20 protein-coding genes and 1 other RNA gene are annotated in these 20,578 nt (G+C 40.3%); 17 read left to right on the top strand and 4 right to left on the bottom strand.

Features of this window, described 5'->3' with window-relative positions; genetic code table 11:
- Window positions 1–3 precede the first annotated feature (3 nt).
- The 5 genes from ACXAF2_RS02645 (at window position 4) to ACXAF2_RS02625 (ending at window position 5,398) form a co-directional block, all read left to right on the top strand.
- Window positions 4–1,194: a pyridoxal phosphate-dependent aminotransferase gene (locus ACXAF2_RS02645; RefSeq protein WP_475137260.1), complete on the top strand. Its 1,191-nt coding sequence runs from the start codon at window positions 4–6 to the stop codon at window positions 1,192–1,194.
- 146 nt (window positions 1,195–1,340) lie between these two features.
- Window positions 1,341–2,633 (top strand): asparagine--tRNA ligase, encoded by a 1,293-nt coding sequence (asnS, locus tag ACXAF2_RS02640; RefSeq protein WP_475137259.1) that lies wholly within the window; start codon window positions 1,341–1,343, stop codon window positions 2,631–2,633.
- Window positions 2,634–3,419: 786 nt separating this feature from the next.
- Window positions 3,420–4,130 carry a DnaD domain-containing protein gene (locus tag ACXAF2_RS02635; RefSeq protein ID WP_475137258.1) on the top strand — a complete coding sequence of 237 codons (711 nt, stop codon included), beginning with the start codon at window positions 3,420–3,422 and terminating at the stop codon, window positions 4,128–4,130.
- A 99-nt stretch (window positions 4,131–4,229) separates the two neighbouring features.
- Window positions 4,230–4,886 (top strand): endonuclease III, encoded by a 657-nt coding sequence (gene nth / locus ACXAF2_RS02630; protein ID WP_475137257.1) that lies wholly within the window; start codon window positions 4,230–4,232, stop codon window positions 4,884–4,886.
- The gene (locus ACXAF2_RS02625) at window positions 4,883–5,398 is read left to right on the top strand and encodes a YpoC family protein (RefSeq protein ID WP_475137256.1); all 516 of its coding nucleotides are present in this window, start codon (window positions 4,883–4,885) and stop codon (window positions 5,396–5,398) included. Before nth ends, ACXAF2_RS02625 begins: the two co-directional genes overlap by 4 nt.
- 37 nt (window positions 5,399–5,435) lie before the next feature.
- On the opposite strand, the gene ACXAF2_RS02620 is transcribed toward ACXAF2_RS02625, so the two are convergent.
- Together ACXAF2_RS02620 and recU are read right to left on the bottom strand one after the other, a co-directional pair.
- Window positions 5,436–8,141, bottom strand: a complete 2,706-nt coding sequence (locus ACXAF2_RS02620; RefSeq protein ID WP_475137255.1) for a transglycosylase domain-containing protein — start codon at window positions 8,139–8,141, stop codon at window positions 5,436–5,438.
- 104 nt (window positions 8,142–8,245) lie between these two features.
- Window positions 8,246–8,854: a Holliday junction resolvase RecU gene (recU, locus tag ACXAF2_RS02615; RefSeq protein WP_475137254.1), complete on the bottom strand. Its 609-nt coding sequence runs from the start codon at window positions 8,852–8,854 to the stop codon at window positions 8,246–8,248.
- 115 nt (window positions 8,855–8,969) lie between these two features.
- Here recU and ACXAF2_RS02610 point away from each other — a divergent pair, with 115 nt between their 5' ends.
- The 3 genes from ACXAF2_RS02610 (at window position 8,970) to ACXAF2_RS02600 (ending at window position 11,431) form a co-directional block, all read left to right on the top strand.
- A complete protein-coding gene (locus ACXAF2_RS02610) occupies window positions 8,970–10,007 on the top strand; it encodes a DUF2515 family protein (protein ID WP_475137253.1) in 1,038 nt (345 codons plus the stop codon).
- Between the two features lie 743 nt (window positions 10,008–10,750).
- The gene (locus ACXAF2_RS02605; protein WP_475137252.1) at window positions 10,751–11,005 is read left to right on the top strand and encodes a hypothetical protein; all 255 of its coding nucleotides are present in this window, start codon (window positions 10,751–10,753) and stop codon (window positions 11,003–11,005) included.
- Window positions 11,006–11,074: 69 nt separating this feature from the next.
- Window positions 11,075–11,431 carry a YppE family protein gene (locus ACXAF2_RS02600; protein WP_475137251.1) on the top strand — a complete coding sequence of 119 codons (357 nt, stop codon included), beginning with the start codon at window positions 11,075–11,077 and terminating at the stop codon, window positions 11,429–11,431.
- A 28-nt stretch (window positions 11,432–11,459) separates the two neighbouring features.
- On the opposite strand, the gene yppF is transcribed toward ACXAF2_RS02600, so the two are convergent.
- A complete protein-coding gene (yppF, locus tag ACXAF2_RS02595) occupies window positions 11,460–11,642 on the bottom strand; it encodes a YppF family protein (protein WP_475137250.1) in 183 nt (60 codons plus the stop codon).
- A gap of 201 nt (window positions 11,643–11,843) precedes the next feature.
- On the opposite strand from yppF, the gene ACXAF2_RS02590 reads away from it, so the two are divergent.
- On the top strand, window positions 11,844–12,335 hold the full coding sequence (locus ACXAF2_RS02590) for a YppG family protein (protein ID WP_475137249.1): 492 nt from the start codon (window positions 11,844–11,846) through the stop codon (window positions 12,333–12,335).
- A 52-nt stretch (window positions 12,336–12,387) separates the two neighbouring features.
- Here the strand turns inward: ACXAF2_RS02590 and ACXAF2_RS02585 are convergent, their stop codons facing one another.
- On the bottom strand, window positions 12,388–12,831 hold the full coding sequence (locus tag ACXAF2_RS02585; protein WP_475137248.1) for an Hsp20/alpha crystallin family protein: 444 nt from the start codon (window positions 12,829–12,831) through the stop codon (window positions 12,388–12,390).
- Between the two features lie 225 nt (window positions 12,832–13,056).
- Between ACXAF2_RS02585 and ACXAF2_RS02580 the strand changes: the two genes are divergently transcribed.
- The 8 genes from ACXAF2_RS02580 (at window position 13,057) to ACXAF2_RS02545 (ending at window position 20,523) form a co-directional block, all read left to right on the top strand.
- The gene (locus tag ACXAF2_RS02580; protein WP_475139071.1) at window positions 13,057–15,294 is read left to right on the top strand and encodes a DEAD/DEAH box helicase; all 2,238 of its coding nucleotides are present in this window, start codon (window positions 13,057–13,059) and stop codon (window positions 15,292–15,294) included.
- Window positions 15,295–15,312: 18 nt separating this feature from the next.
- A complete protein-coding gene (locus ACXAF2_RS02575; RefSeq protein WP_475137247.1) occupies window positions 15,313–16,596 on the top strand; it encodes a ribonuclease H-like domain-containing protein in 1,284 nt (427 codons plus the stop codon).
- 335 nt (window positions 16,597–16,931) lie between these two features.
- Window positions 16,932–17,270 (top strand): CotD family spore coat protein, encoded by a 339-nt coding sequence (locus tag ACXAF2_RS02570; protein WP_148969429.1) that lies wholly within the window; start codon window positions 16,932–16,934, stop codon window positions 17,268–17,270.
- A gap of 262 nt (window positions 17,271–17,532) precedes the next feature.
- Window positions 17,533–18,090, top strand: coding sequence for an SLOG family protein (locus ACXAF2_RS02565; RefSeq protein WP_475137246.1), 558 nt, complete (start codon window positions 17,533–17,535; stop codon window positions 18,088–18,090).
- A gap of 116 nt (window positions 18,091–18,206) precedes the next feature.
- The gene (gene gpsB / locus ACXAF2_RS02560; RefSeq protein ID WP_113970666.1) at window positions 18,207–18,515 is read left to right on the top strand and encodes a cell division regulator GpsB; all 309 of its coding nucleotides are present in this window, start codon (window positions 18,207–18,209) and stop codon (window positions 18,513–18,515) included.
- 60 nt (window positions 18,516–18,575) lie between these two features.
- Window positions 18,576–18,961: RNase P RNA component class B (rnpB, locus tag ACXAF2_RS02555), an RNA gene on the top strand.
- A 152-nt stretch (window positions 18,962–19,113) separates the two neighbouring features.
- Entirely contained in the window at window positions 19,114–20,253 is a 1,140-nt protein-coding gene (locus tag ACXAF2_RS02550; RefSeq protein WP_475137245.1) for a THUMP domain-containing class I SAM-dependent RNA methyltransferase, read from the top strand.
- Window positions 20,254–20,349: 96 nt separating this feature from the next.
- Window positions 20,350–20,523, top strand: coding sequence for a hypothetical protein (locus ACXAF2_RS02545; RefSeq protein ID WP_475137244.1), 174 nt, complete (start codon window positions 20,350–20,352; stop codon window positions 20,521–20,523).
- Window positions 20,524–20,578: the final 55 nt, after the last annotated feature.

Genomic DNA, 20,578 nt, shown 5'->3' with positions numbered 1-20,578 from the left:
TCCATGAAATTTACGTTAGCTGACAGAGTAAGTGCTTTAACACCATCAACAACTTTAGCGATCACTGCAAAAGCAAAGGAAATGAAGTCACAGGGGATTGATGTTATCGGTTTAGGTGCTGGTGAACCTGACTTTAATACTCCTGAACATATCATCAATGCTGCGTATGCGTCCATGACTGAGGGTCACACAAAATATACTCCATCTGGTGGTATGGCCAAATTAAAAGAAGCAATCATCCATAAGTTTGAAACAGATCAGAAACTGACGTATAAACCATCTGAAATCATCGTGACAAGTGGAGCAAAGCATGCTCTTTATACATTGTTTCAAGTTCTTTTAAACGAAAATGATGAAGTCATCATTCCTACGCCATACTGGGTGAGCTATCCTGAACAAGTGAAGCTTGCCGGGGGAATTCCCGTTATCGTTGAAGGGAAAGAAGAGAACGAGTACAAAGTGACTCCACATCAGTTAAAAGAGACGATAACGGCCAAAACGAAAGCAGTCATTCTTAACACACCTAGTAACCCTACAGGAATGTTATACACCCACGAAGAGTTACAAGCGATTGGAGAAGTATGCTTAGAGAACGACATTCTGATCGTTTCAGACGAGATTTATGAAAAGCTTGTATACGACGGGAATTCACACACGTCCATTGCTGAATTGTCTCCAGAACTTAAAGAGCAAACCATCGTGATTAACGGGGTGTCGAAATCTCATTCGATGACGGGATGGAGAATTGGATATGCGGCAGGGAACGAGACAATCATTAAAGCAATGACCAACCTTGCCAGTCATTCAACCTCTAACCCAACGACAACTTCACAATATGGGACGGTTGCTGCCTATTTAGGAGATCAACAGCCTGTAGAGGAAATGAGACAAGCGTTTGAAGAGCGCTTAAACATTGTTTTTGATAAATTGAACAGTATTCCAGGGTTTCATTGTTTGAAGCCTCAAGGTGCTTTCTATCTATTCCCGAATGTGTCAGAAGCGGCAAAGAAAACAGGCTACAACAATGTCGACGAATTTACTAAAGCTTTGCTGGAAGAGGCAAAGGTAGCGGTTATTCCAGGTTCTGGTTTCGGATCGGACAATAATATCCGTCTTTCTTATGCCACAAGTCTTGATGCACTCGAAAAAGCAATTGAGAGAATGCACGAATTTGTTGTTAGGAAGAGTAAATAATACAAGGTTTGCAGACCGTGTTCGTTTCGGTCTGCTTTTTCCTTAAAATCATCTCGTTTTGCTGTATCTATTGCGGCGGGATAACGGTAAATGTATAATAAATAACGATACATAAGCGTCTTAAGTTTTTTTGGAGGGAAAAAATCGTGAAAACTACTATATCTCAAGTAAGTAAGTTTGTTGGAGAAGAAGTAACTATTGGTGCTTGGCTTGCCAACAAACGTTCAAGTGGAAAAATCGCCTTTCTTCAGCTTCGTGACGGAACTGGATTCATTCAAGGGGTTGTCGTAAAAAGTGAAGTGGAAGAAGAAATCTTTCAAAAAGCAAAATCATTAACTCAAGAAACATCTCTATATGTTACAGGAACGGTTTCAGAAGATTCCCGTTCTCCTTTTGGTTACGAACTGCAAGTGAAAAGCGTAGAAGTGATACATGAAGCGGTGGATTATCCCATTACACCGAAGGAACACGGTACAGAATTCCTGATGGATCATCGTCACCTTTGGCTTCGTTCCCGTAAACAGCATGCCGTGATGAAAGTACGTAACGAAATCATTCGTGCAACATATGAGTTCTTTAATCAAGAAGGATTTGTAAAGGTAGATCCCCCTATCCTGACTGGCAGTGCTCCGGAAGGAACGACCGAGTTATTTGCCACTAAATATTTTGAAGAAGATGCCTATCTTTCTCAGAGTGGTCAGCTGTACATGGAAGCAGCAGCCATGGCGTTAGGGAAAGTATTCTCTTTCGGACCGACTTTCAGAGCCGAGAAATCGAAAACCCGTCGTCATTTAATCGAATTCTGGATGATCGAGCCTGAAATGGCATTCTATGATTTTGAAGATAATCTGGAAGTGCAGGAGCAATATGTTTCTTATATCGTTCAATCGGTTCTGGAAAACTGCAAGCTTGAATTAGACCGATTAGGAAGAGATACATCAAAATTAGAGCAGATCAAAGCTCCTTTCCCGCGCATCACTTATGATGATGCTCTTAAGTTATTACATGAAAAAGGGTTCGATGATATCGAGTGGGGAGACGATTTCGGAGCTCCGCATGAAACAGCCATTGCTGAAAGTTACGATAAGCCGGTATTTATCACGCATTACCCGACGTCGTTGAAACCATTCTATATGCAACCTGATCCAGACCGTGATGATGTCGTATTATGTGCCGACCTGATCGCACCGGAAGGATATGGAGAGATTATCGGTGGCTCAGAGCGTATCCACGATGCGGAACTTATGAAACGTCGCATTGAAGAGCACGAACTTGCGACAGATGCATACAAGTGGTACTTGGAACTAAGAGAATATGGATCCGTTCCTCATTCAGGGTTCGGTCTTGGACTTGAAAGAACAGTGGCTTGGATCAGTGGAGTAGAACACGTAAGAGAAACCATCCCATTCCCACGTCTGCTAAACCGTTTATATCCATAATACAAACATCGTACAAAGAACCGCCTGGTTTGCTTAAAAAGCAATCCGGCCGGTTCTTTTATTTTGGCTTATTTTTGTTGAGATTGTGGCTACTTTATAGATGAAAGTAGGAATTCATTTCTGATATAGTATGCTCACTTACCGCGGGGATGGTGCTTGTTTACCTCCAAGAAAGTGAGTTTATTATAAGTGGTAGTTTGAAAACAGGGACCGTTCCTTTTCGCTCCAGGCACTTGCTTTCCTCTATCTCCCGCAGGAGTCAAGTGCCTTCCGCTACAATCCACTCTGTGAATCCATATTTTGACTGCAAAATGACTGAAAGAAAATACAAATTATTGTAGATTTATTGATTCTTTGTTCCTAAAAACAAATGATGTACAAAGTAGCATAAGAAATTTTCCTTTTAGATTGTTTTTACACTATTAAGCTCTGTCACGAAAATCTCTTAAAGATGGTGAGGGGAACTGCGTAGACTCCTGCGGAAGTACGGTCGTGCCGAGACCCCGGAAGCAAAGCTGAGGAGGCTCGGCCGAACGCTAGCTGCAAGCGGAGCGGTTCCCCTCACCATCCAGCACAAGCTTGTTGACAGAGCTTCTTGCAGATCCATTGTTACAAAACAATATCCTTGTGAAAACAGCATTTTTGTCCAGTTCCCCTAATGTTCCTTAAAGGCTTGTTGGTCCTGAAAAGTCGGCAAATCTTTTCTTATTTCCATCTTTCTTCTAATTCATAACCATGTCCTCATATACTGAACCATGATATACTAGTGAGTGAGGTGTGCCGAATATGGATTATAAACGTTTAATGGTGTCCTGGATCGAACAGGGGACACTTAACATTCCGCAATTATTATTATCAAATTACAATACCCTGGGTTTAAATGAGTCAGAGTTTGTTCTGTTACTACAAATTTACGGTCATCTGGAAAAGGGAAATTATTTCCCTACACCAGAAGAGCTTTCAGAACCTATGAGTATTTCTACTGAATACTGTTCATCACTATTAAGAAAATTAATGCAACAACAGTTTCTATCGATCGAAGAGGGATCTTCACCTGATGGAATCCTGTTTGAAAAGTATTCTCTCAATCCTTTATGGGAGAAGATGGCTGAGTTCGTAATACAGGATTCTAAAATGAAGCAGATGGAGAAATCCATGGAAGAAGAAGCAGATATATACACGACATTCGAACAGGAATTTGGTCGTCCACTTTCACCGTTAGAATGTGAAACCTTGGCCATGTGGTTGGATCAGGATGATCATAATGCTATTATTATTAAAGCAGCATTGAGAGAAGCTGTCATATCCGGCAAGCTGAATTTCAGATATATCGATCGGATTCTATTTGAATGGAAGAAAAACGGTGTGAAGACCATTGAAGATGCGCGTAACCAAAGCCAGCGCTTCCGTTCTCATCAAAACCCTGCAGCTTCAAGTGATTCCGCTGCTTCGCCTAAACGAAAAACAGTACCATTTTATAATTGGCTTGAACAATAAGACGATTAAAGGGGCTGACTCTCAAATGCTTGAGGGTTGGTCTATTTTATTGTAGATAATCTAGTTGATTTATAAGACAAGATGGAGGGATTAGGATACATGTTAAATAAAAAACAAATACACATTTGCTTAGATGAAATGAGAGAGATGTTTCCAGACGCTCACTGTGAGCTGCGTCATGAAAATCCTTTTGAGCTAGTCATTGCGGTCCTTCTATCTGCTCAATGTACTGACGCACTCGTGAATAAAGTCACAAAAGGCTTATTTGAAAAATATAAGCAACCTGAAGATTATCTGAATGTTTCATTGGAAGAACTTCAACAGGATATACGCTCCATCGGGTTGTACCGAAACAAAGCGAAAAACATTCGTAAACTATGTGAAATCATTCTGACGGTGCATGGGGGAAATGTTCCTGAAAGTCATGAGGAATTAGTGAAGCTGCCGGGCGTAGGAAGGAAAACTGCAAATGTAGTAGTATCGGTTGCATTTGGAGTGCCGGCTCTTGCAGTAGATACACATGTTGAACGTGTAAGTAAAAGATTAGGGATATGCCGTTGGAAAGATAGTGTATTAGAAGTAGAGAAAACGTTAATGAAAAAAATCCCGAAGGAAGAATGGTCCGAAACTCATCACCGCTTGATTTTCTTTGGAAGGTATCATTGTAAAGCCCAATCACCCCAATGTGATGTATGCCCGCTGGTCGATTTATGCAGAGAAGGTCAGAAGAGACTAAAGAAAAAAGCTAACATATGAAAGATTTGACTTTGACTATTCCATTACAACTAAATGATCCCTTTTTCTTCCCTGAGTCAAAAGTTAGAGTGGATGATTCCCGTATCATACCCGATGACCCATTTTTTGCTTATGAAATTCTCTATTACAATGAGAAGGCTACAGGTTCGCTTCCCTGGGAGGATCATGAACTTTTCATAGGTATCATACTTAACAGCTGGAGAGAGGGGGAGGAATGTCTAAAAACGTTATTTACAAAACGTTCTAAGGATACATTGCCCCTAATGAAAAAGAGTATTGCGCAAGTTTATATGTTTTTATACTGGAGTAATTCAATGCCGGTACTATTAAATTCTGACAATGCTCAAATTGATAGCCTTTCCATTAAACCAGTCAACGTGGGGGAGAGAATGTCGTTTATCAGGAACAATCCAACCCTTTTCCATTCATTCATACAGTTATCTCAGCTATTCGAGGAACAACATAAACAATTTGCTAAATCTCTGGCTTTAAAACGAGCCAGAGAAAATTAAAAAGGCAACGAGAACATGTTCTCGTTGCCTTTTTATCTTACTCTTGTTCTCTTCGGGAGTCTGATTGGGTAGCAGGAGCACCGTTCGTGGCGCCATCTCCAGCTCCTGAGCCGTCGCCAGTGCCGTCACCAGTTCCATCTCCGGTTCCAGTGCCATCCCCAGTTCCGTCATCTGTATCTCCCTCACCAGAACCATCTCCTTCAGGTGGAGGAGTAGTGCCATCATCGCCACCTGTGTCTTCACCTTCATTACCTGAATCATCTTCATTTCCATTTCCTTGACCGTTACCATTGTTATCTCCATTGTTGTTACCATTATTATCCTGATTTTCATCGTTGTTTTCATCTTGATTTTCTTCATCTTCACCATCAGTAGCCTTAACATCAACATTGACCGTTGCAGGATTACTGCGCTGATCTCCGGATATCGCTACAACCTCAAAGGTGAATGTTCCTTGGGATTGAATGTTCTCGACATTTAATCCTTTCTTATCAGTGGTCGTCAATACTTGTTTTGCTTCACCATTAATCGAAACCGCCACTTCAAACTGAACGTCCTTCTCTTTGCCATAGTCCCAGGCAAGAGTGATGGTTTGATCCTTCTTGTTGAATTTACCTTTCAGATTTGAAGGTGCATCAATCTTGTCGAATTCTTTTGAAACCTTGGAAGGTTCTGTTCCACGGACGAATAGTTCAGTGATCACTCTGTCATCTGGAGTGTATTCACTTGGCAGTCTAGCAGGGTTGCTTCCTAATTCAACCTTGGATTCAACTACACTGTCCGGTTTATTAAAATCAGGTGTGTCAACGCCATCATGCACATAGCTCATCAGGTCACTGACGATGTATTGGGACACCCTTCTATCCGTAGGGGATAGTGGGATGGAACGAGTCTTATATCCAGTCCAAACCGCGGCTGTGTAGTTTGTGGTATAGCCTACAAACCATGAATCAGGAGCGCCTGTTTTAGCAATTCCGTATTTCTCGCGTTCTTCTTGAGTATAGTTCGTGGTACCTGATTTCCCGGCCATCGGTAATCCTGGTACCTTAGCATAAAGGCCGGTTCCTCTCGGATGATCGATGACGCTCTGCAGCATATCAGAAATCATATAAGCTGTATATTCCTTCATTGCAGGCTTTGGTTTATTATCATTCTTAATCTCTGTTTCACCATCGCGCAACACCACTTTTGTAACCGTATGTGGTGTGTTGTAAATACCTTCATTACCAAATGCGGCATAAGCTCCGGCCATCTGTACGGAGTTTACACCGGGTGAAACACCACCGATTGAAGCAGATTCATAATAATGATCGAACTTTAATCCGAGACCATTCACAAATTCCTCTGCTTTCTCTGGACCGACTTCCTGAAACGCTTTTAGGGCAGTAATATTTCGGGAATCCCAGAGACCTTCGCGTATCGTGATGGGTCCCTTGAATTGACCGTCATAGTTATTGAGTTCCGTTCCGTCTGAATATTTATAAGGCTCATCTTTTAAAATATGATACGTCGACCATTTTAAATGCTCAATGGCAGGTGCGTAGTCAATTAATGGCTTAATCGTAGATCCGGGCTGACGCTTTGTATCGATCGCAAAGTTAAATCCACGCTGAACGTTTGGATCCTGTTCTCTACCGCCACCAATCGCCCTGATTTCTCCCGTTTTCGTATCCATCAGGGTTACCCCTGCCTGCATTGGCTCATCTGGATTCTCTGGATAACTGAAGCTGGTATTTTCACCTGCTAAAATTTCTTCCAAACGTTTTTGAGCATCCGGATCAACAGTTGTATAAACCTTTAAACCATCCGAAAACAGATTATAGTCACCCATTTTTTGTACTTCATCAATAACTGCATCCACAAATGCTGGATATTTGTTTCCGTTTTTCTTTTCGACTTCTTCAGCTGAAACCAATCCTTCAGTGATCGGGATGGCCTGTGCTTCCTTCTTTTTTTCTTCAGTTATTTTACCGTGCTGTTCCATTAAAGAAAGAACGATATTTCGTCGCTTTTCCGCTTTTTCAGGGTATTTAAAAGGGTTGTAATTGTTTGGACTTTGAGGCAGTCCGGCAATCAGTGCTGCTTCATGAAGCTCAATGTCTTTAATGTCTTTACCGTAATAATAGTCTGCAGCAGTAGCCATACCGTTAATCCCGGCGGACATATACACTTTATTGAAATACATTTCAAAGATTTCTTCTTTTGTATATTCCTGCTCAAGCTTAAGGGCCAGCCATGCTTCTTGTGCTTTTCTTTTTAACGTTTTCTCAGGGCTTAAAAAAGATCCCTTGATCACTTGCTGGGTAATCGTCGAGGCACCTTCTGATCCGAATCCGCCTGTCACATTGGCTATGACAGCGCCCCCCAGTCGAATCAAGTCGATCCCGTTATGCTTATAGAATCGGTTGTCTTCTGTGGCAAGGACCGCGTCCTGCATGATCTTAGGGATGTCATCGAAGTTTGCGTATTCCCGTTTTTCTTTACCAACGGTCGTGATCAGTTCCCCGTTCATATCATAAATTTCTGATGCAATCGGATCTTTGAGTAATTTTTCATCTAGCTTAGGTGCACTGGAAGCATAATAAGCAAATAACCCAGCGCCTGCAAGCATCCCGATAATACCGATGATAAATAATGATATAATGACGCGTTTAACCATAGAGCCTTTCTTCTTGCTCTTTGTGGATTTTGACTTTTGTTGGGCCAGACGCTTTTCTTCCCTTGACTTATATTGACCAGCCATATTTGTTTCCTCACTTTCAATCTTCAGTGTTTTTAGTATTGTCTAAGATTTAAAATATACTACTGATATTGAGATAAATTATAGATTAACTCATTTTTCATAAACTAAAAATATAACTGATGGACTATTTTTAAATAATCGACCCTGGGATGCAGTCCTAAAGGAATGATGACTCCTTTTTCCTCCAGTTCTTCCCGTTTGATTGATTTTCTTCCTCCACTTATCATGCGGTCCCAATAAATTCGTAGAGATTTGTAGGGAAGTAAGAATACTTCTTCGGAAGCAGAAAACCTTACTAGTACAAAGGTAATGCCGTCTTGATTATGGACGTTTTCCATATGCTGAATTTGATGCTCGTGAAAATTTTGAAGTGGAAAGGACGTTTTATTCTTTGTTTCTTTCGCTTCAAAGTCGATATATCTTCCATTGTACACACCATTATAATCCGTCGTGGAGGGCTGCTTAAAGTATGCTTCCTTAATGACTGCGGCACTTCTCGATGGATAATGGACATCCACTATTTGAACGGGTGTCGGTTTTTTGTGAATGACTGCTTTATGAAACGTTAAATAATATTGGTTCGTCTCATTAATGTCTTCTTCAAGGGTCATACCTCTGTTGCTATAAGATAGTTGTTTCGGTTTTGCCTTCGCTTTTTTTGAGGGTAACGACGCTTCCACATATTTCTTCCCATTAGGATAATGGAATTTCATGGTAATTCACCTCGCAGACTAATCTATATCATAACAGAAACCACTCCAATTTGTGTGAATAATTGTTTACAAATCTCCTCAATCTATGGCTATAGGAGGGAGGGGGATAAAAGGGATGGATGAAATGAGCAATACTTATCGCTTTTTACCCTATATACCTGAACCTAAACGTACAAATGAATGGATTCATGAAATCAACCATTTAGTTACTATGCACAATCAAGATAATATATCAAGAACGATGGCTTATCAAAAATTTTTCCTTCTTCATCCTGAAATAAAATGGTCTTTCCTGGCTTCAATGGTATCAAGAAATGCCGGATGGAATATGACCGACTTAACGGGTGATATCTTCCCACGTCTTTTACATCCCTCTACTCGTGATGTTCTATTTATGACGTACGAAAGAGCGAACTGGAGTATTTTTCAGGATGCCTTTCCCCAACTCCTTCTTTATCATTATTCGACGAGGTATAAGAAGAAAATGTTTCATTTATTTAAAGAATTTCATATTTCAAGCTTCATGGAAGAGGAGTGGAATCGTTACTGGGAGGAGAGGGATGAGAGCAGATTAGTCCATTCTCTTGTAATAAATGAGCAGCACCTCATTCAAGAACCAGTCATTGACCATGAGGTATATAAGAAGAGGGTGTTTGGCTCATCTCTATTTTTCATAGAAGATCATCTGCATTTCAGCTCCGTACTATTTCCTACATTAGAAGGTGAGCTTTTAGGTGCGAGTGTCCATGGATTCAGAAAAATCGAAAATAGAATCCAGTTAGGAAATCGATTATTTATGATTTTATTTCATCCTGATTACCATTTTTCCTTTTTGAATTTTGCTTTACAAGTAGAGCATACAGGATCCAGAAGAGACTACGAACAGTTTTGTAAAAGTGAGCCCAAAACGAATACGCCAATGCTCCATCAGGCTTATGACGAAGTTCCACATCATTGGAGGTCTCATACGGACTGGTCGATTAAAAAGAAAATTAAAAACGGTTGGTACAAAGAGCAGGAACTCCCTCATGAAATTGAATTAACAAACTGGTTTTTTCATAAGCAAAGGCAGCTTGAGAAGGTCGCGAATGTAAAAGAGGGGTTAAAAAAGATCTGGACGAGGGATAGAAAGAAGAAGAGACCAACACTCTAAGGTTGTGTTGGTCTCTTCTTTGTCATGCTTGTCTGATCTGAACGAGCCGCCTCCGCTTACTTATTAGTCCAGCTACAGGGCTTAGAGGCTCGAGGTCATAAGTCAAGAACACCAAAAAGGCAAAATGCGCCTTTCCGGTGTTCTCGCCTTATGCTTGTCGCCTCTGGGCAAAGCCCTTCCGCTTTCTTATTAGTCCAGCTACAGGGCTTAGAGGCTCGAGGTCATAAGTCAAGAACACCAAAAAGGCAAAATGCGCCTTTCCGGTGTTCTCGCCTTATGCTTGTCGCCTCTGGGCAAAGCCCTTCCGCTTTCTTACTAGTCCAGCTCCGGCGGCTAGACCCTCGAGGTCATAAGTCAAACCACCCAAAAAGGCAAAGAGCGCCTTTCCGGGTGGTTCGTCTTATGCTTGTCGGGTCTGAACGAGCCGCCTCCGCTTTCTTATGTCGAAGGTCGGTTTTCCCCTTCAAGTTTAGGGTTGCCTTTTGAGGCTTTGGTTTGGGCTGAATTTGTTGTTTGTTGTTTGTTTTGTTTGTTTTTCTGATTTTTCATTGGGTAACACCTCCACCTATATTATTTTCAAGTTGCCGCTTCTTTTATTCAGTAAGTGTCGAAACACAATTAACGGAATGTCCTTTTAACACTTTCTTTGGCGAAACCCTTCTAGTTTTGTCAGGGGGGAAGGGAACGGGTCATAAAGAGAGAATTACAGTATTAATCCAAAAAAAAAGGTGGGAGGATTCACAATGCTTCCAAAACAAGATATTATGTTGAAATTAGCTGAAATTGAGGAAAGTTTGAATCAATTAGAACAAAGTCTGCATGATCGAATCTCAGTTGAAGAGCAAGAAGGAATGAATTCGTTATCGAATCAGATACAGAAGATCGACAGTAAATTGAGCTCAGTGGAGAGAAAAGCGGAATCTAAAACTGTTCTTATGAAAAATAGAGAAAAGTCCTTTGTCTTACAAAAACTTGAATTATCCTATAAGACGTCTTAAACTGAATTTATAAGAAAGTAGCCTTGTGCTACTTTTTATTTTTGTCAACATTTTTACGGAGGGCTTTTTTTGAAACAATTGAAGCAAGTAACGGGAGAATTGATCATCCTTGTTGAGCAGATGATGAAAGAATATAAAGGCAGACGTGAATCAGGTGAAAAAGGAGATTTTTACACCGAAGTAAAACCTTTTGCTGATAAAGTAAAAGGGGAGAATGATGCGTGGAAAGAACTGTCCTTGATTTGGATCAAGGAACAAAGGCCAAAACACTTACATTTCCCTCAAATTTTAAACACGTTCGATAATATTGAAATGCTATCGGTTCACTGTTTCTTTCCAGAGTCCAGTTACAACCGGTTTATCAGTCATTATCAATCTGTCTCATATGTACTGCAAACCCAGTTGGATGAATTGAATGAAAAATAAGAGGCTGCCAACCGGCAGCCTCTTTACATTATGGAGTCGAAATTGCTTTTTCTTCTATTGTAATGATTTGCTTAGACAGTTCTTTATAATGATGCAATGAAATCTCATTAGAAATATAAAGTTTTTTGGCCATTGTAAGAAGTTCTTGTTGATCCGTTGCTTGATAATGTTTACTACTTTCGTATCTCTTCAGCAGTTCACTCAGGTTCATCTTGATTCCTCCCAATACTTATATTTCGTTGCGTTGCATCTACAATTATCCTATCATAGAAAACCCTTTCTTTAAGTTGTAAGAATAGTGTAACTTCCGACATTCTTCTTGAGTTTGTCGAAATATCTTTATGGGTCTTTTCACCATTTATCCAGTTAAAACATAAAGTATAGTAACCATTATTAAGTAAGGGGGCTAAGTATGAATTCTTTACCTCATTCGAGACAGATGCGTAACTATCATCCAAGTTATCATTCGCAATCACCGTATATGGGACCAGTGATGAACTATCAAGGACAGGGTATGAGACCTCCAGAATTTGGATCTTTCCAACCTAATTATTATCCTCAACCAGAAGCCCAATATCATGGACCGGGATTTCATATGAACCAATATCAACAGATGAACCAGCATCAAATGAATCCATATTTTGAAAATCCTCTACAGCAGAAAGAATACAATCCGTACCAAAAGAAAGCAATGGAGCAGCAGGCTTATGCAAATCCATATCCGAAAGCCTCGTTCATGGCTAAACCTTCGTCAGGTGGAGTAAGTTCAATCATGAATTCATTCAAGTCACAGGATGGATCTTTAGATTTCAATAAAATGATGAATACAACAGGACAAATGATGGGGGCAATTAATCAAGTTTCTTCTCTTGTAAAAGGCTTAGGAGGGATATTTAAATTTTAAAAAAAGGAGCTGCCGATTTGGCAACTCCTTTTTTAAAATGGTTTTTGGTCACTTATTCGATAGGTATTCGTTTACCGGATTCTTTGTCTACCTTCACAGTAAGTAATCCATCTTTATGAGATGCCTTTACATTCTTTTCATTAACCACCCTTGGAAATGGGATTGTCCTGCTGCTCTTTTTCATGGATTGCTTTCTTCTGATCATTTGATTTTGATCATTTTCCTCTGAAAACTCTTCTTTATTGGTTACAGAAATCGTAATGTATTGAGGAAACACGTCAAGTTGAATCTGATCTTTCTTAATACCTGGAAGTTGTGCAGTCACGATATAATGATTGGCTGTTTCAGTTAATTCAACCGGGAAGGAACCAAATGGGTTAGATGATGATGTGAAAAATTCATCAATGCTTTGAAGCATTCCTTTCATAGGTCTTTCATGAAAAAACTCGTTCATTGAATGCATCAGATCACCAAAACCTTTTTTCTCGTTCGACATGGGTATGCTCCTTTCACGCAAAAGTATTCATACTAGTGTATGAATGCAAGCTGAATATGTGCATTTGTCCCATATTTCTATATAAACCGATTTTGCCACCTTTTCCTTCTAATTAAATCATTGAGGAAAAGATATCCTGGTTTTTTTTCTTTAGTTTCGAACATAGATTCGGTAAAATGAATAGAAGAGGTGATACGTGTGTTTAAGAAAAACAACCTTCAACAGTTGATTGAACATTTTAAAAGAGACGATGATTTTAATAAGCAGATTGTTCACTGGCATACTTTAGCTGAAAAACCCGCTCAATTGGTAGATATGCCACAGGAGATAAATGAAAAAATAAAAAATGCGCTGCAAAAAAGAGGCATCGAAAAGCTATATACCCATCAACATTCCGCTTTTCAGCTGGCAATGGAAGGAAAGAGCTTTACCGCAGTAACACCTACAGCCTCGGGAAAGACTCTTTGTTATAATCTTCCTGTATTACAAACAATCATAGACAACCCGGATGCACGGGCGTTATATATTTTCCCAACTAAAGCACTCGCACAAGATCAGAAAAGTGAGTTGAACGAAATCATCTCAGAAGCTGAAGCTTCTATTAATAGCTATACATATGATGGAGATACCTCCGCCAATATCCGGCAAAAAGTAAGGAAAGCTGGGCATATTGTCATAACGAATCCTGATATGCTCCACTCAGCCATCCTTCCTCATCATACAAAGTGGGTGTCTCTTTTTGAGAATCTTAAATACGTAATAATTGATGAACTTCATATATATAGGGGAGTTTTTGGTTCCCACGTAAGCAATGTGGTCAGGAGATTGAAACGAATTTGCGAGTTTTATGGAGCTTCTCCCATTTTCATCTGTACATCGGCAACGATTGCAAACCCGAAAGAACTGGCAGAGCATTTAACCGGGAATGAAATGAATTTAATAGATAATAACGGTGCACCAAGTGCCAAAAAGCATTTCGTATTCTACAATCCCCCTATTGTAAATAAACCGTTGAATATACGTAGAAGTGCGACCCTGGAGGTCAGGAGAATTGCTGGTGAATTGTTGAAGAATAAGGTGCAAACGATCATATTCGCCAGAAGCAGGGTAAGGGTGGAAATTATCCTTACCTACTTGCAAGAATTAGTGAAGAGTCAATTAGGAACGAAATCAATCAGAGGGTACAGGGGAGGATATCTGCCGACTCAACGCCGTGAGATTGAAAAAGGCTTGAGATCTGGTGAAATCTACGGAGTTGTCAGTACAAACGCCCTTGAATTAGGGGTAGATATTGGTCAATTACAAGTGTGCATCATGACGGGCTATCCCGGTACGATCGCAAGTGCCTGGCAGCAAGCGGGTAGAGCCGGTAGAAGGCATGGGGAATCTCTGGTCATCATGGTAGCAAGCTCAAGCCCATTAGATCAGTTCATTATTGAGCATCCGGATTACTTCTTTGAGCAAACCCCGGAAACGGCGAGAATCAACCCTGACAATTTGATTATTCTTATTGATCATATTAAGTGCGCTGCCTATGAGCTCCCCTTCAAGGAAGGGGAACAATTTGGCAGGCACGACATTGATGATATTCTAGAATTTTTAGTGGAAGAACGTGTGGTTCATAAGAACGGTGAAAAATGGTATTGGATGAATGATGTGTTTCCTGCCCATAACATCAGCCTTCGTTCAGCTTCCCAGGAAAATGTCATTATTATTGATCAAACAGACATCTCAGCCGTGAAAGTAATAGGGGAAATGGATCGTTTCTCTGCTATGACCTTATTGCATGATGAAGCGATTTATTTACATCAAGGAGTTCAATTTCAAGTAGAGGAACTTGATTGGGAAGAAAAGAAAGCGTATGTAAGGGAAGTGGACGTGGATTATTTCACCGATGCCAATCTGGCTGTACAATTAAGAGTATTGGAAACAGACAAGATTCGCACGGGGGAAAGGTATGACGTAGCTTACGGGGATGTAACTGTTCAAGCAATGGCAACGATTTTCAAGAAAATTAAATTTGATACACACGAAAATATTGGATCAGGACCAATCCATCTTCCTGAAGAAGAATTGCACACGAGCTCCAGCTGGATTTCTTTAAGAGAAGCTGCTTCATTTAGTCAGGAGCGTTTGGAAGAAGGCCTCATCGGGGCAGCACAAAGCTTGAAATCGATTATTCCTTTATTTGTGATGTGTGACCCCAGCGATATTTTTGTGGTGCCACAAATAAAAGCTGCACACAATGAACAGCCTACGATCTTTATCTACGATCGGTACCCTGGGGGGATCGGGTTAAGTGAAAAGGTGTATGAACAGATGGAGAAAATACTCCTTGAGGCATCTGCAATGATAGAGCGATGTCCGTGTAAAACTGGTTGTCCATCATGTATTGGAATGGATCATTCACTGGACACAGCCAAAGTGGATACATTAAAGCTTCTTCATCTTTTCCTTCAATAAAAGAAGGAGGGAATCAATATGTCACTTAAAAATAAATTATCAAGAATGAAAAAACATCTTATTAGAGAAGAAGACGCTGAAGAGAAGAAAGGTCAGCCCCCCATATTGAAGCAGGAATCGGCAGACATGCCATTTCTTGATTTATGGAAACAAAATGGTGCCACTGTGTACGATATTGACGGTGATTTCTGTCTGGTGAGAGAGAAGCGATATCCAATCGATCATCGACATGGGGACTACACGTTTAAAGATTTTATTAGCGCGGTGGATGCTTGGCAGGACTTTGCAGGTGTCCATCCCTTGTCTTCAAAAGGGCATACTCATGATCAAATGTTTTTCTTTGATACGGAAACGACGGGTTTAGGTGGGGGGGTTGGAAATACAATCTTCTTATTGGGACATGGGAGGGTGACGGAAACAGAGGTGATTGTGACCCAGCATTTTTTGCCTCAACCGGGAAGTGAAATACCTCTCTATCACAGTTTTTTAAGCCATGTGGATTATAACACGCTCGTGACATATAACGGAAAAGCGTTTGATTGGCCTCAAGTTAAGACAAGGCATACACTCATTAAAGATCATGTCCCCAAATTGCCCGCATTTGGGCATTTTGACCTTTATCACGGATCCAGAAGACTCTTCAAGCACAAGTTAGAGTCTGTAAAATTAATAAATGTAGAGCGAAAGATTCTTGGATTTAATAGAGTAGACGATGTTCCAGGATATTTAGCCCCTATGATTTATTTTGATTATATTGAGCGCAAGGATCCAGAAGGTATATTCAAGGTTATGACCCATAATGAGCTGGATATATTGTCATTGATCACTCTATATACGCATTTAACGTTTCAACTATTGAATGTCCATAAAAAAGCCACTGACCAAGAGCGCTTCGAGGTCGGGAGATGGCTTGAATACACAGGTAACAGAGAGATTGCAAAAAAACGTTACCAAGAGATTATTGGAGAAGATGATAGAACAAATTATGAGGCGATGCACCTCCTCGCTCTTCAATACAAGAAAGACAAAGAAGATTGGAAAGCGATAGAGTTATGGGAACGATTGTGGAAAGAAGCCCCTATTGCCATTAGAAAAGTCGTACTGTTGGAACTGGCTAAATTGTATGAGCACAAAACGAAGAATTTACAGTTAGCATTAGAAAGATGTGAGCAACTCGAATCACTGCTGATTGAAACGGAAGAAGCAAACAGTCAAAAGCACGAGGTCTTTATAGGGAAACTTCATCATCGAAAGAGCCGGTTAACAAGAAAATTGAATAAGAATACAGACCATCCATCCTAGATTCACAAGATATTATAAATTATCCTAAAAAAGTGGTTCAAACTCCTTATTTTTATATTGAGAATTTTCAAAAGTAGATGTAAAATAGTTAATTGTGTTGAAAATATTTAATATTTAGATGGGATGATGAAAATGAACCGAGCGATCTTAATTTTGTTCTTTGTCGTCATTGGTTTAACGGCTTTTGTTTTTACCAATTATCCGGAAAGTTTATATAGCTTTATGTAAGCCTGCAAAATGTTTTCCTAAAAATAGGTATTTGCATTAGTACATGTACCCTCTTCGTTTCATAGGCTATTAGTGTAACAACTAAGAGATGAAAGGAGAGCGTTTCTATGTATAAAAGACCAAGACCTAATCAAGTACTTCCTGCAGTCATGCACCCGACAAAATGTTGTGTGAATCAGTCATGCAACACCTATGAGGTGCCACACATTCACCCTACTCACACGACAAATGTAAATAATGTTATGTATCAACATAAACATTATTTCCCACAAACACAATCACAAGTAGACAGTGTTTCACACCAACATTTCAACTGTGGCGGTGGACCGGGTGGACCAGGAGGACCTCAAGGCCCAGGAGGCCCAGGAGGACCGGGGTTTGGCCCAGGATTTGGACCCGGACCGCGTCCAAGACCACCATTCGGACCATACGGTATGGGACGATAATTTTCTGAGTGAAGACTTCCGAGGGATGCCTCTAAGAGGTTAGTTTCAATTGCAGAGTGATACACTGTGTCACTCTGCAAAAAGTGACTAATAACGATTAGAGTCATCTCTTCTTTATGATGGTGAATTAGTATAGAATAGACTGATATCTTGACATCGCAATTCGTAAAATATGTTACAATAGAGTGTAAAGGATTGGGACACACTAAGCTTTAAAGAGAAACAGTCTGTGTCCTGAAAGTTTAATGAAGGAGTTTTGCATTTGAGTAATGTTGCATGCATAACCGGATATAAATCCTTTGAACTAGGAATTTTCAAGCAAGATGACCAATCAATTTACTACATAAAGCAGGCTCTAAAGAAAGAATTAGTTTCTCTTTTGGATGAAGATTTAGAATGGGTACTCATTAGTGGGCAACTTGGGGTTGAGCTTTGGGGGGCAGAAGTGGTTTTTGAGCTTCAGGAAGATTATCCTGATCTTAAACTGGCTATATTAACTCCTTTTCTCTCCCAAGAAGAAAATTGGAACGATGTGAATAAAGAGTACTATGAGCTCATTCTTTCTCAAGCTGATTTTGTCGAATCAATCTCAAAAGAACCTTACAAGAGTCCACAGCAATTCCGAAACAAAAATCAGTTATTCTTGCAAAAAAGCCAAGCATTAGTGATACTGTACGATGAAGAAAAAGAAGGCTCACCCAAGTACTTCTATCAAGAAGCGAAGAAGAAGAAAGAAAGTGATCCTTCCTTTGAAATTAGGGCGATCACATTCCATGATCTGCAATGGGTCGTCGAAGAAGAGCAGTGGAAGATTGAGTAGAGGTTGTTTTATCACTCATTAACACTTTCGGAATTGTATAGCCCCGAAAACAATTATAATTGACAAACTGATGGTTATTTGAAAAAATGATAGTGATAAATATAGAGGTGAATATAATGATCTCAGATAAAGTGAAATTAACCGCAAAGGATATCCTCGAAAAAGAATTCAAAAGTGGTATGCGGGGATATAAACCAGAAGACGTAGATAAATTTTTAGATTTGATTATTAAAGATTATGAAACCTTCCATCAAGAAATAGAAGATCTGCAACAAGAGAACCTGCGATTAAAGAAACAAGTGGAAGGAGCAAGTAAACAACGCTCCGCTGCTCCTGCTCAACAGACAGGTACAACGAATTTCGATATTCTTAAGCGCTTGTCTAATTTAGAGAAACATGTATTTGGAAACAAATTGTATGACTGATATTTCCAGTTGAATACTTGGAAGAACTACTGTATAGTTAGTTATTGCTGATCCTTAATGGTGTTCGGGTAATCGCTGCAACGTTAAGTTGTAGAGGAAAGTCCATGCTCGCACGGTGCTGAGATGCACGTAGTGATCGTGCCTAGCCAATTCATAAGCTAGGGCAGCTCAAGTTTTGAGTTGACGGCAGGGAAAACACCTAAGTCCTTTGGATATGGTGTGACTACCTTGAAAGTGCCACAGTGACGAAGTCCTGTTAGAAATGGCAGGAGTGGAACGAGGTAAACCCCACGAGCGAGAAACCCAAAATTAGGTAGGGGAACCCTCTCAGAGGAAACGAACGAAGAGAGGGACAAAGGAGCTTCCTTTGTAGATAGATGATTACCACCCGAGTACGAGACGAAAAGTCGTTTGTAGTACAACGGAACAAAACATGGCTTACAGAACACTATTACGGGATAAGAGCAATAAGGACTAAATAATGCAAGTGACTGATACATGCAGGTAATACACTGCTCTTTTGTATCAGTCCTTTTTATATTTAAGGAAACAAGACTATACTATTGGAATAAAGATAATGATTAACGGGGTGACGAATATGAGTACATATACATTAATTGCAACGGCAGCAATGGGGTTGGAAGCGATTGTTGCGAAAGAAGTAAAGGACCTGGGCTATGAATGTCAGGTAGAGAACGGGAAAGTCATCTTCAAAGGGGACGAAACGGCTATCGCAAGAGCCAATATGTGGCTAAGAACAGCTGACAGGATCAAGATTCTCGTCGGAGATTTTAAAGCGTACTCCTTTGATGAACTATTTGAAAATACAAAAAACCTGCCATGGGAAAACTTCCTCCCAGTAGACGCGGAATTTCCTGTTCAGGGGAAATCGGTCAAATCGAAGCTATACAGTGTTCCTGATTGCCAGGCGATCGTAAAAAAAGCAATCGTTGAGCGTTTACGTACAGCATACAGACGTACATCGTGGCTTGACGAAACCGGTCCCTTGTTTAAAATCGAGGTGGCGATCCATAAAGATGTGGCAAGCATCACCCTGGATACGAGTGGACAAGGTCTTCATAAGAGGGGTTATCGAATCGGACAAGGTGAGGCTCCTTTAAAGGAAACACTGGCAGCTGCCCTTATCCAATTAACGACATGGAACCCTGACCGTCCATTTGTAGATCCATTTTGCGGGTCTGGAACCATTCCGATTGAAGCGGCCTTGATCGGGCAAAATATTGCTCCAGGATTCAATCGTGAGTTTTTGTCAGAGAACTGGCCAATGATGCCTGCTGAGGTCTGGGAGAAAACACGTTTGGAAGCAGAGGATCTGGCTAACTACGATCAGCCTCTTGAAATACTGGGTACGGACATCGATCACAGAATGATCGAAGTTTCCAAAGAGAATGCAATGGAAGCAGGGCTTGGAGACTTGGTGAAATTTAAACAAATGCAAGTCAGAGACTTCACTTCAGAACTGGAATATGGCATCATCGTCGGAAACCCTCCTTATGGTGAACGTTTGGGAGAAAGGAAAGAAGTAGAAAGAATGTACCAGGAAATGGGGAGAGCTTTCGAGAAGCTCGATACTTGGTCTGTTTACATGATGACTTCCCATGAAAACTTTGAACAATGCTATGGTAAACAAGCGACGAAAAAACGAAAATTGTTTAACGGATTCATTCGAACAGATTATTATCAATACTTTGGCCCACGTCCGCCTAGAAAAGGATAATCATTTCAGGTTCTCGAAAAAAAGAAAAGAAGTTCAGAATATCCCTTTCACTTCCTGCGTATAATAGTTCTATCATTTTCAGAGGAGTGAAAGAGGATGGACCATTCCTTCATCGATTACCACAAAATCTATCAGGCATTACAAAGCTCTATTTCTTCCATTTCAGGAGAAGAAGGAGCAGCCATTCAAGCAGGCTTGGATGAAGCAGCGAAAAACCTTGATCAGGCTTTTCAATATGAATTGTTAAGAAAAAAGAGAATATACGACTGAGTGCATTCTCGGGAGACTAGGGACATCCATACAAGTGGTAGATCTACCCTTGTAT

This window comes from Rossellomorea sp. ABR4_004 (assembly GCF_056159585.1).
This window is presented reverse-complemented; position numbering and strand designations above follow the sequence as displayed.

Bases quoted from the DNA above. Each gene is read 5' to 3' on its own strand.
- yppF (WP_475137250.1), bottom strand. From the start codon at position 11,642: ATGAACCTGAGTGAACTGCTGAAGAGATACGAAAGTAGTAAACATTAT.
- ACXAF2_RS02585 (WP_475137248.1), bottom strand. From the start codon at position 12,831: ATGTCGAACGAGAAAAAAGGTTTTGGTGATCTGATGCATTCAATGAAC.
- ACXAF2_RS02620 (WP_475137255.1), bottom strand. From the start codon at position 8,141: ATGGCTGGTCAATATAAGTCAAGGGAAGAAAAGCGTCTGGCCCAACAA.
- ACXAF2_RS02590 (WP_475137249.1), top strand. From the start codon at position 11,844: ATGAATTCTTTACCTCATTCGAGACAGATGCGTAACTATCATCCAAGT.
- ACXAF2_RS02575 (WP_475137247.1), top strand. From the start codon at position 15,313: ATGTCACTTAAAAATAAATTATCAAGAATGAAAAAACATCTTATTAGA.
- nth (WP_475137257.1), top strand. From the start codon at position 4,230: ATGTTAAATAAAAAACAAATACACATTTGCTTAGATGAAATGAGAGAG.
- gpsB (WP_113970666.1), top strand. From the start codon at position 18,207: ATGATCTCAGATAAAGTGAAATTAACCGCAAAGGATATCCTCGAAAAA.
- ACXAF2_RS02610 (WP_475137253.1), top strand. From the start codon at position 8,970: ATGGATGAAATGAGCAATACTTATCGCTTTTTACCCTATATACCTGAA.
- recU (WP_475137254.1), bottom strand. From the start codon at position 8,854: ATGAAATTCCATTATCCTAATGGGAAGAAATATGTGGAAGCGTCGTTA.
- ACXAF2_RS02545 (WP_475137244.1), top strand. From the start codon at position 20,350: ATGGACCATTCCTTCATCGATTACCACAAAATCTATCAGGCATTACAA.
- ACXAF2_RS02570 (WP_148969429.1), top strand. From the start codon at position 16,932: ATGTATAAAAGACCAAGACCTAATCAAGTACTTCCTGCAGTCATGCAC.
- ACXAF2_RS02605 (WP_475137252.1), top strand. From the start codon at position 10,751: ATGCTTCCAAAACAAGATATTATGTTGAAATTAGCTGAAATTGAGGAA.
- ACXAF2_RS02625 (WP_475137256.1), top strand. From the start codon at position 4,883: ATGAAAGATTTGACTTTGACTATTCCATTACAACTAAATGATCCCTTT.
- ACXAF2_RS02635 (WP_475137258.1), top strand. From the start codon at position 3,420: ATGGATTATAAACGTTTAATGGTGTCCTGGATCGAACAGGGGACACTT.
- ACXAF2_RS02645 (WP_475137260.1), top strand. From the start codon at position 4: ATGAAATTTACGTTAGCTGACAGAGTAAGTGCTTTAACACCATCAACA.
- ACXAF2_RS02550 (WP_475137245.1), top strand. From the start codon at position 19,114: ATGAGTACATATACATTAATTGCAACGGCAGCAATGGGGTTGGAAGCG.